Origin of the sequence: Mycobacterium sp. (assembly GCF_035603715.1) — a bacterium.
In the GTDB taxonomy this organism is placed as follows: Bacteria; Actinomycetota; Actinomycetes; order Mycobacteriales; family Mycobacteriaceae; genus Mycobacterium.
In genome coordinates this window covers 1-5,729 of sequence record NZ_DATNJW010000570.1, presented here as the reverse complement: position 1 = coordinate 5,729, position 5,729 = coordinate 1, and the positions used below count along the sequence as shown (strand labels likewise).

The 5,729-nt window shown below is 64.7% G+C and carries 7 protein-coding genes; 4 read left to right on the top strand and 3 right to left on the bottom strand.

Features of this window, described 5'->3' with window-relative positions:
- The 3 genes from VN856_RS23325 to VN856_RS23315 all read left to right on the top strand — a co-directional run.
- The coding region (locus VN856_RS23325) for an MCE family protein (RefSeq protein ID WP_325693552.1) at nucleotides 1-1,557 on the top strand (1,557 nt) is incomplete at its 5' end.
- Nucleotides 1,558-1,571: 14 nt separating this feature from the next.
- Nucleotides 1,572-2,288 (top strand): mammalian cell entry protein, encoded by a 717-nt coding sequence (locus VN856_RS23320; protein ID WP_414687032.1) that lies wholly within the window; start codon nucleotides 1,572-1,574, stop codon nucleotides 2,286-2,288.
- Nucleotides 2,288-2,770, top strand: a complete 483-nt coding sequence (locus VN856_RS23315; protein ID WP_325693546.1) for a mammalian cell entry protein — start codon at nucleotides 2,288-2,290, stop codon at nucleotides 2,768-2,770. Before VN856_RS23320 ends, VN856_RS23315 begins: the two co-directional genes overlap by 1 nt.
- Nucleotides 2,771-2,783: 13 nt before the next feature.
- Here VN856_RS23315 and VN856_RS23310 read toward each other — a convergent pair whose 3' ends face one another.
- The 3 genes from VN856_RS23310 to VN856_RS23300 are packed head-to-tail and all read right to left on the bottom strand — an operon-like array spanning nucleotide 2,784 to nucleotide 5,067.
- Complete coding sequence (locus VN856_RS23310; RefSeq protein WP_325693543.1) at nucleotides 2,784-3,353, bottom strand: hypothetical protein; 570 nt, start codon at nucleotides 3,351-3,353, stop codon at nucleotides 2,784-2,786.
- A gap of 58 nt (nucleotides 3,354-3,411) precedes the next feature.
- Nucleotides 3,412-4,902: a trehalose-6-phosphate synthase gene (locus VN856_RS23305; protein WP_325693540.1), complete on the bottom strand. Its 1,491-nt coding sequence runs from the start codon at nucleotides 4,900-4,902 to the stop codon at nucleotides 3,412-3,414.
- Nucleotides 4,903-5,067 carry a hypothetical protein gene (locus VN856_RS23300; RefSeq protein ID WP_325693537.1) on the bottom strand — a complete coding sequence of 55 codons (165 nt, stop codon included), beginning with the start codon at nucleotides 5,065-5,067 and terminating at the stop codon, nucleotides 4,903-4,905.
- A gap of 174 nt (nucleotides 5,068-5,241) precedes the next feature.
- On the opposite strand from VN856_RS23300, the gene VN856_RS23295 reads away from it, so the two are divergent.
- On the top strand, nucleotides 5,242-5,729 hold a 488-nt coding region (locus tag VN856_RS23295), incomplete at its 3' end, for an enoyl-CoA hydratase-related protein (RefSeq protein WP_325693534.1).

Below are 5,729 nucleotides of genomic sequence, written 5' to 3'. Positions count from 1 at the left end.
CTGTACAAAAACGCCAACGTCACTTATCGCGGGGTCGCTGTCGGTCGCGTCGAGTCGATGGGTCTCACCCCCGACGGCGTCGACGCGGTGATGCGGCTCAACAGCGGCACGACTGTCCCGTCGAACGTCACCGCATCGGTGAAGAGCGTGTCGGCCATCGGCGAGCAGTACATTGACCTGGTGCCTCCCGAGCACGCGGCCACGACCAAGCTGCACAACGGATCTCGCATCGACCGGAACAACACCGTGATCGGCGTGGAAATCGCGACGCTGCTGCACCAGTCGGAGACATTGGTCAACAGTGTCGCTGACACCCGATTGCGCGAGTTGCTGCACGAAACCTTCAACGCGTTCAACGGATCCGGCCCCGAGTTGGCCAGGCTGCTCGAGTCGTCCCGCCTGCTGGTGGACCAGGCTAATGCGGACTTCCCGCAGACGTCGCGGCTGATCGACCAGGTCGGCCCGTTTTTGCAGGCCCAAATTCGCTCCGGCAATGACATCAAGTCGCTGTCCGATGGTTTGGCGCGGTTCACTTCCGAAGTGCACCAAGCTGATCCACAATTGCGCACGCTGCTGACGGTCGTGCCGCCGGCCGTGGATCAGGCCAACACGGCGTTCTCCGGTATCCGTCCGTCGTTCCCGATGCTGGCCGCCAACCTGGCCAACCTTGGCAGGGTAGGTGTCATCTATCACAAGTCGATCGAGCAACTTCTGGTGGTGTTGCCGGCATTGTTCGCCGCGATCATCACCGCGGCCAACGGCGAACCCCAGGACGAGGGCGCCAAGCTCGACTTCAAAGTCAACGTCGACCCGCCGCCGTGCACCACCGGATTCATTCCGCCGCCGCTGATTCGGACCCCGGCTGATGAGACGCTGCGGGAGATCCCGACTGACATGTACTGCAAGACCGCCCAGAACGACCCGTCGGCGGTACGCGGCGCGCGCAACTATCCGTGTCAGGAATTCCCCGGTAAGCGGGCCCCGACGGTGGCGCTCTGTCGTGATCCCAAGGGTTATGTGCCGATCGGTACGAATCCGTGGCGCGGACCGCCGATCCCGTACGGAACCCCGGTCACGAATGGGTTGAATATCTTGCCGCCCAACAAATACCCCTTCATTCCACCGGGCAACGACCCGGATCCGGGGACACCGATAGCCGGGCCGCTTCCGCCCGGCGTGGTCGAAGGACCCGGCCCGGCGCCGCACCAGCCGTTCCCGGCGCCGCCACCACCCAACACCGGTGGGACCGACGGCCGGCAGACATGGATTCCGCCGTCGTCGTACCCGCCGCAAAACCCGCAGCTACCGTTCCCGAAGGCCGTTCCCGCGCCGCCGCCGCCGGAAGGGCTGCCCGGAGCGCCGTACCCGCCGGCAGAAAAGCCCTGGGGTCCACCGCCCGGCCCGGTTCCGCAGGCCAACGGCACGGCATACACCACCTATGACGACAGCACCGGAGTATTTCAGGACCCCGCGGGAGGCACTGGTATCTTCGCGCCCGGCAAAGTATCGACCGCGGAGAATTGGTTGGACCTGATGCGTGACCCGAGGCAGTTGTGACCGAAGATGAGCCGATCTCAAGCGCGGCCGAGCCGGGCTCAGCGGGTCGGCGGTTGACGAGCCCTGAGCCGGTGACGCGACCCCCGCGCCGGCGCGCTTCGCGTGCCGCCGGCCCGCACGGCGGTGAGGCGGCCGCCACCACGGTCCGGGTCGAGACGGCGCCCAAGCCGGTCAAGCGGATCAACACGCCGGTCGGTCCGCCGCCGCGCCGGCCTGCGAACCGCCGGCGGGTCGGATGGATTGCGTTGGCCGCCAGTCTGGTCGGGATCGCGACGCTGGCCGGCGGAGTGGGTTTCGAGATCTATCAGCAGCGTCAGGCCGACGCGAACCATGCCCGCGTCCAGCGTTTCGTCGACACCGCCACCCAAACGGTGGTGAACATGTTCAGCTACAAACAGGACAACATCGACCAAAGCGTCGCCAGATTCGTCGAGGGGACCAGTGGGCCGCTGCGCGGCATGCTCAGTTCCAACAACAACGTCGAGAACATCAAGGCGTTGTTCCGTCACACCGACGCGAACTCCGAGGCGGTGGTCAACGGTGCTGCGCTGGAAAGCATTGACAGTGTCAGCGACAACGCATCGGTTCTGGTATCGATACGCGTCACGGTGACAGACTTGGACGGGGTCAACAAGCCCTCCATGCCCTACCGGATGCGGGTCATCGTGCACGAAGATGAAAACGGACGGATGACCGGTTACGACCTGAAGTATCCAGACGGAGGCAATTGATGCGGTGGTTGATCGCCGCCGTCGTGAGCTTGCTGACCGCCACGTTCGTCGGGTTGGCCGCGGCAGGCGGTTGGCTCTACTGGCAGAGGGTCGAAACCCGCGGTGAGCAGTCGGCCCGCGCGGCGCTTCCGCCGCTGGCCACCCAAGAGATTCCCGAAGTGTTCGCGTACGACTACCAGACGGTTGAGCGCAGCCTGGGAGCCGCATACCTCTTGCTGACGCCGGCCTATCGCCATGAGTTCGAGAAGAGCGCGAACGAGAAGATCATCCCTGAGGCGCGCAGCCGTGAGGTCGTCGTACAGGCAAGCGTGGTCGGCGTGGGAGTGATGGCGGCGCAACGTAATTCGGCATCGGTGATGGTATACATGAATCGCACGGTGACCGACAAATCCCGGCAACCGCTCTATGACGGCAGCCGGTTGCGGGTCGATTACCAGCGGATCGGCGGCAAATGGCTGATCAACTACATCACGCCGATTTAGCCGACCGATCGCGTCAGCGGCACTGGCCGATCTCGTTGCAGTCCAACGGGTAACGCTCGACCGGGTTGGGCAGCGGTCCCTGTAAGGCAAGTGTGAACGGCGTCTTCGTCATCGCGGGCTGAAGGCCGCAGATATCGCCGTGAATGCTGGTGTGCGTGCCGGTAAGCGATACGTCGTCAAACGCGTAGGTATCCGTCGATGCCGCGGTGGTGCCGTCCGGACACGAGACGCCGTTGGCCTTGTCTACTTGAAAGGTCCACCGATCGCTGGCAAGTCGCGCTCGGCCGACGAAGTTCGCCATCTTCTCCGAACGGCTGATCACCCGGGCCGTGGTGCTGCTGACATTCAGTACGCAGAGATCGGCGGCGATGACGGGGTCGGTGAAATCAGGGATGGCGCGCTGGCGAGATGGCGCATCGCACATAGCCAAGATCTTCCAGTTCGTGGTCGGCACGCCCGCTTCGGTAAAGCTGTACATGCCATCTGGTGGTGGCCCGAGCGCTTTAGCGGGGGTCGATGTTCCCACGGCGACAAGTGTCATGACGGCGGCGGCGGTCAGGCCGCGGGAGGTGATCACCTTCATGGTCCCTTCCGGCTGAGTGCATCGATTATCGCAGTGCGGCACCGGCCGTACCAGAAATTCAGCTGTTTGACGGATGACCAGCAGCCAGCGCATCGAGGAAGGATCGGGCCCACCGGTCGACATCGTGCGCCAGTACCTGACGCCGCAATGCGCGCATCCGGCGGCGGCCCTCGTCTTCAGTTTGGTTGAGGGCCGCTTCGATCGCGTCTTTGACGCCCTCGGTGTCGTGCGGGTTGACCAGGTAAGCCTGCCGTAGTTCGGCTGCGGCTCCGGTGAATTCGCTGAGCACCAGTGCACCGCCAAGGTCGCTGCGGCACGCCACGTACTCCTTGGCCACCAGATTCATCCCGTCCCGCAACGGGGTGACCAGCATGACATCACTGGCCACGAAGTACGCGATGAGCTCGTCGCGGGGGACCGGTCGATGCAGGTAATGCACTGCCGGGTGGCCGACTTCGGCGTATTCGCCGTTGATGTGACCCACCTGGCGCTCGATGTCCTCCCGCAGCTTCTGGTAGCTGTCCACCCGCTCACGGCTGGGCGTGGCGAGCTGGACCAACACGGCGTCATCGGCTTTGACGCGGCCCTCGGCGAGCAACTCGGCAAACGCCTTGAGCCGCACATCGATGCCCTTGGTGTAGTCGAGCCGGTCGACACCGAGCAGGACCTTGCGCGGATTGCCGATCTCGGCCCGGATCTCTCTGGCCCGTCGGCGGATATCGCGGTCACGGGCCTTCTGGTCGAGTTCGCTCGAGTCGATGGAGATCGGGAAGGCACCCACCCGCACGATCCGGCCGTCGACCTCCACCTCGCCGAGGCGCGAGCGCACCCCGACCGAACCCCGGGACGTGTTCGCGCCGATCAGGCGTCGCGACAGGATCAGGAAGTTCTGGGCACCGCCGGCCAGATGGAATCCGACCAAGTCCGCGCCCAGCAGACCTTCGATGATTTCGGCCCGCCAGGGCAGCTGCATGAACAGCTCGACGGGCGGGAATGGGATGTGCAAAAAGAACCCGATCGTGAGATCGGGGCGGAGTTCGCGCAGCATCTTGGGCACCAGTTGCAGCTGGTAATCCTGCACCCAGACGGTGGCCCCGCTGGCCGCCGCGCGTGACGCGGCCTCGGCGAACCGGCGGTTGACGTCGACGTACCGGTCCCACCATTCGCGGTGGTAGGTCGGTTTGACAATGACGTCGTGATACAGCGGCCACAGCGTGGCGTTGGAGAAACCCTCGTAATACTCTTCGACGTCGTCGGCCGACAGCCGCACCGGGTGCAGCCGAAGGTCCTCCTCGACGATGGGTTCGTCCTCGACGTCCACGTCGTCCTCGACGACGCCGGCCCACCCGATCCAAGCGCCGCGACGGCGGCGTAACAGCGGTTCCAGGGCCGTGACCAGCCCGCCCGGGCTGCGCTTCCAACGAGTGCTGCCGTCGGGCAATCGCTCCATGTCAATCGGCAGCCGGTTGGCGACCACCACGAAGTCGGACACGCCGGAGACAGGGTTGTTTTGCGGACTTCGCGCTCCCTTGCCTCCCGCGCTGGGCACTTACACCTCGATTTTCGCGGGCCCAATACCGAGCATGGCCAGGAAGACGCGGCATTCGTCCGCGTCGGTTGCGTAGGCCGCTACTACGCGCCTGGCCTGACTGGCGGTGTCGTCAGCCAATGGGGCCACGTCGTCGATTTCATGGGTGTCAGATTTAGCGGGCATGACATAACTGTATGCGAAGTGCGTAATCAGGTGCAGAGTGTGCTGTCACCCGCCGATCGGAGCGTTACGGGCTGGCCGTAATGTGTAAGCACTCGCCGGCGACGATGCGGGCCGTGCAGCGGCCCGAGGAGAAGCCGGGTCATGAGACACAGCTGACGCGAATGAGGTGGGCCAATGGCAGTCCCGGTTGAAGCGAAGTCTGAAGAGTTGGTGGCCTACGAGACGCTCGACGAGGGCCGCATCGCACGCATCTGGCTCAACCGGCCAGAGGCACATAATGCTCAGAGCCGCGGTTTGCTCGTGCAACTCGACGAGGCGTTCCTTCGCGCCGAGGCCGACGACGCAGTCCGGGTGGTGATCTTGGCGGCCCGCGGCAAGAACTTCTCCGCCGGCCACGACCTGGGTTCGGAGTTGGCTCTGGCGGAGCGGGCCCCGGGTCCGGCTCAGCTGCCCAGCTTCCGGATCAACGGCTCCAAGCGCGATGCCGTCGCGGAGAAGACCTACCTGCAGGAGTGGCACTACTTCTTCCAGAACACCTGCCGCTGGCGGGATCTGCGCAAGATCACCATCGCCCAGGTGCAGGGCAACGCGATCTCCGCGGGCTTGATGCTGATCTGGGCATGCGACTTGATCGTTGCGGCCGACAATGCGAAGTTCAGCGA